Origin of the sequence: Vibrio kagoshimensis (genome assembly GCF_050337535.1) — a bacterium.
Taxonomy (GTDB): Bacteria; Pseudomonadota; Gammaproteobacteria; order Enterobacterales; family Vibrionaceae; genus Vibrio; species Vibrio gallaecicus.
Genome location: NZ_JAKJSZ010000045.1, coordinates 1 through 4388 on the forward strand (window position 1 = coordinate 1; position 4388 = coordinate 4388).

At 38.4% G+C, this 4388-nt stretch carries 6 protein-coding genes; all 6 read right to left on the reverse strand.

The features are described 5' to 3' along the window. Nucleotides 1-265: hypothetical protein (locus L4C37_RS22080; protein WP_429770100.1), on the reverse strand; the 265-nt coding region annotated here is incomplete at its 3' end. Nucleotides 266-385: 120 nt separating this feature from the next. Next, nucleotides 386-1123 carry an LEM-3-like GIY-YIG domain-containing protein gene (locus L4C37_RS22085; protein WP_429770102.1) on the reverse strand — a complete coding sequence of 246 codons (738 nt, stop codon included), beginning with the start codon at nucleotides 1121-1123 and terminating at the stop codon, nucleotides 386-388. Nucleotides 1124-1698: 575 nt separating this feature from the next. Next, nucleotides 1699-2172: a GNAT family N-acetyltransferase gene (locus L4C37_RS22090; RefSeq protein ID WP_429770104.1), complete on the reverse strand. Its 474-nt coding sequence runs from the start codon at nucleotides 2170-2172 to the stop codon at nucleotides 1699-1701. Between the two features lie 138 nt (nucleotides 2173-2310). Beyond that, the gene (locus L4C37_RS22095; protein WP_429770106.1) at nucleotides 2311-3036 is read right to left on the reverse strand and encodes a DUF2971 domain-containing protein; all 726 of its coding nucleotides are present in this window, start codon (nucleotides 3034-3036) and stop codon (nucleotides 2311-2313) included. A 133-nt stretch (nucleotides 3037-3169) separates the two neighbouring features. Then, the gene (locus L4C37_RS22100; protein ID WP_372268628.1) at nucleotides 3170-3682 is read right to left on the reverse strand and encodes a GNAT family N-acetyltransferase; all 513 of its coding nucleotides are present in this window, start codon (nucleotides 3680-3682) and stop codon (nucleotides 3170-3172) included. A gap of 134 nt (nucleotides 3683-3816) precedes the next feature. Beyond that, entirely contained in the window at nucleotides 3817-4230 is a 414-nt protein-coding gene (locus L4C37_RS22105; protein WP_429770108.1) for a nucleotide triphosphate diphosphatase NUDT15, read from the reverse strand. Nucleotides 4231-4388 lie beyond the last annotated feature (158 nt).

Genomic DNA, 4388 nt, shown 5'->3' on the forward strand with positions numbered 1-4388 from the left:
GACTAGTTCCTATTAACAGCCCCAATATAGCAAGGTGTTTAAATGACAATTTTTTATTATTTAAAGATTGCTTTGTTACGAAAGAAGAAATGATAAATCCACCTCCGCCTAGCAGCCCCCAAACTAAAGCATGTATTGAAAATACGGGAAAAAGACTAAAGTACCCTAAGTGAGCGGCATAATTGTCAAAGGTATTAATGCCAACCCAATAAATAAGGAAAGGAGGAATAGAAGACATAATAAAAATTAAGGAAAACTGTTTCAATATACTCTCCATAGCCAGTTTGTATACCTAACGCCCACATAAGCGGATTAAAATAGTGGGCTAAAATTTGTTGAGGAACGAAACATAGCCCGCTGTTTTTGTTCCGACTTAATGTGCTTGTTAGCCATTACAGTTTAGATAGGTAATTGGATTTTGGTTTGTTCTTGCAAAGCAGTGTTCAACTGATTTCAAATAGTATTTTTTCCTAATAGCAGCGCTCGCTACATTTCCAACAAATTCTCTTCTACCGTCAGGCTCCCATTCACGCGGTAAAGTTGAAAGAGTTGTATATGCAGGAAACCATTGAGTGATTTCATATATTTCTTGGATAATCCCATTAAAAACAGCGAATGCATATTTTACTTCTTTACTTCTTTTTTCTGATACTTTCCAAACACCTCTAGTAGCATCATATAATTCAAATGGGCTCATTTCATACCTGAACTGTTTATTGATTCTTATTAGTAATGAAGGCTCAGTAATATCAGCTTGCTCCCGGTCATACAGTGCACTCACCTCCTCTAAACTCATTCGACCTACTTTAGTACTCTCAAAGCCTCTTACGCTATTGGTTAGGTTTTTAACTCCAATTAAATCAATAATTGCAGATTCAACTTTTTTTGCGGTCTCTTCATCTTTTAAACCATGAAGTAATATTTCAATATGAGGCGATTTATTCTGCTTCTTCAACTCTGAAAGTTTGTTTACTTTAGCTGATTCTTTAGAATCCTTAAGATGAGAAAAAACTCTATTTCCACACCCCTTACCCACATAGAAGACTTCTCCTGTATCAGGATCAGAATATAAATAAATGTAGTACTCTAATTTCTCTCTTACGTTTTTTGAAAATGCTTTCATTTTTCTCTCAGAATAAAACCTATTTATACAGACATTAATCGAAGCCGATATTTTTATGGCTAACGCCGTGTTAAGGGGCGAAATACGCTATAACCCCAAAACTAAACCATTGTAACTGAAACACCTAACTCGACATTTGATACCAATTCGCCAAGCGTTTTGAGTCCCTCTTGAACACTTTGTTAACTGGTGAACTCAACACAACCACAAAAGCTAGGGTAACCATTAGTTCAGCTAACCCAAATAGTTACTCAGGGAACTCTTTCGACTATTTTTCGAGTCTGTCGAATATCTCACAATCTAATGCTTGTACCATGAAACTTAGTCACCTAACTCCGAACCCTTATATTAGACGCCTAGTAAGCGTCTAACACGCAGTCACGCCACTTAGCCGCAAACACAATCGCTTCATTAGACCAAATAATCCAAATCAGAAAATCAGCTACAAACAGAAACGCACACAAAGATGATTTTTACGGGAACCAGTTAACGCCGCATTAAGGTGTGAGCGACTCTTGGCTATACTTGAGCGAAGCGAAAACGGCAAGCGTTGCGAATTACTCTTAAATGCTTTGTTAACTGTATTTTTCCATGACGAAGTTTCTTAGCTTCTGACCACGAACTTCCACTTCTTGAGCTTGAACGACTTTAAATCCAAAGTATTCATAATATTCATAAAACGGTCTAGCTGTAATACTTACTTCAGAATACAAACGCTTAATACCACGTTGTTCTGCCATGCTAAATACATGAGACATTAGAGCTTTACCCACGCCCTGCCCTTGATATTCATGATGACAAAAGAAGTGGTCAATTAACCCAGTTGGTTGTAAATCAGTATAACCAACAATAATGTTATCTACCTCAGCAACAAATGGTGATAAGCCTGACATTCGCTTTTTCCAAACCGATAAATCAAGATGCTCAGGAGCCCACGCCTCCACTTGCTCTTGGGAGTAGTCACGAAGGTTGACGTTACGAATAGTGTAAAAGTGGATATCCCAAAGCACTTGAGCATCCGATTCAATGTACTCTCTAATTGTAACCATCGTACTTCCTCCGTAATACAGTTAACGCCCAATTAAGTAGTGAGCAACGCTACCACCTACCTTAAACATTGTGCCGTAATCACTTGAGCCGATACAGACTAAAAATGCCGAGCGTTGCGAATCTGCTTGAATTGTTTGTTAAATGTTGACCATCAGCGCTTTAGGAGGCTTATACATTACAGACTTTCGAATAGACTTTTTAAAATTTTTTGCTTCAAGTGCTGTTTTATAAGCATCAAACAAGTGATCATTTATCCTTGGATCGAATACAATTTCGTCAAAGAGTTCATGCGGGTCGATACTAAATTGATGGATGTCTAACTTACCTCCGCCAGTATAGATTAAGCGAACCTCTCGCTCATGGTTAAACTCATTCCTTTTGTGCATTAATGATTCAGGTGTACCAGAACCACTTGTATTAAAAAGGTCTATATTCTGAAGAGTTTCAACAAGTGCTTTTTGAGTTTTAGCGTACTGCACTTCACCAATAAAGCATTGAACACGAGCGTATTGACCACTTTTCGATTGCAATGCTTCTAACAGTTTACGAATTGTCGTTTTAACTTTTGCACCTTGCTTGTCATGGGAATATATTCTCCACATTGCGTCTGTTTCACTATGCAAAGTCCAGCATTGTCCATAAACAGATTCCCTCATAGGAACAAAATCTACGAGTTCACCTTCACTGGTTTTAGCGAAACCGTTTAGCAGCATATTCTCAAAAGGGTCATCCCATAGCTTTGGCTTAACAAGAGTTAACTTATTATCTGTAAAAATCTCTAATAGCCTGTCAATGGGCATAATCCTAAAAATCTCCCGGTCTAACTTATCTTCGGGAATATTCAACGTATCTCTATATGCCATTATTTCCACCTAGACATTTAACGCCCAATTAAGTAGCTGACAACGCTACCGATATACTAAAGCTTAACACCGTAATCACTAAAGCTAACCGAGCTGAAAATGCCAAGCGTTGGCAGTCTGCTTAAATTGCTTGTTAGGCTTTTATCGACTTAACCATTTGAAGGTCATTTAGAATAGTGCCATCAAGACGTTCTTTACCTTGAAGCCCAGTTTCACAAAAACCGTGCTTACGATAAAAATTCAAGGCTATTTGATTGGTGTCTAAAGCCCATAATACTATCTGTGTATAAGAGCTATTAAGCATACGTTTCTCGAAATAATCGAATAAGTCACTGCCAACGCCACGACCAAATAAGCCAGGAGCTACATACAGAGAATTAAGCTCGATAGAATTATTCGATTGCTCGCCTCGAGGCTCTCGATAACTTAAAAAGCCAACAATCTCATTACCCATCTCAGCAACAAGTACTGATGCTAGGTTATCAGATAGCGTGTTACTCCATAACTTTTGTCTACGTTCTATGTTATAGCTTTCAATGAACGACTTAGGTAGCAAACCATCATAAGCTTGAGCCCAAGAAGTCACGTGAACCAAAGCTATTGAGTGAGCATCTTTAATGTCTGCATTTCTAATATTGATCTTCATAATTCCCTTTGTGAAGCCTAACGCCCAATTAAGTAGCTGACAACGCTACCAAGACACTCAAATTTTTCACCTAAATCACTGAAGCTAAGCCGAGTTGAAAATGCCAAGCGTTGACAGTCTGCTTGAATTGCTTGTTAGGCAAATTCTCCAATGTCTACTGAGTCTTTCAATAAGTTAGTCAACGGGAGGAATAAAGGCTCTGGGAGTTCATCTAAATTGAACCACTTCCACTGCTTACATTTTTCAGGCTCGATTATCTGAGGCTCACCAATTGAGCAAGACGTTACGACAAATAAGGTCACATAATGTTTATTCTCTTTTTCGAAAATATCATTAGTAAAACCTAGATTTTTGAATGAGTTGACAACTAATCCTGTCTCTTCAAAAGTTTCACGCTTTGCACATTCTTCGATACTTTCACCCAACTCCAGATGCCCTCCTGGAGTTGCCCATGTATGAGCTCCATGAGAGCCTATACGCTCTCCAAGTAATACACGTCCGTCTCGTAAAATAACCGCAGCCACACCGACTCGTACTTCCTTATTCACTCAAAACTCCTTTATGGATACCAAGTTGCCTAACGCCCAATTAAGTAGCTGACAACGCTACCATTACATTCAAATTTACCACCATAATCACTGAAGCTAAACTGAACTGGAAATACCAAGCGTTGGCAGTCTGCTTAAATTGCTTGTTATATGTGTTC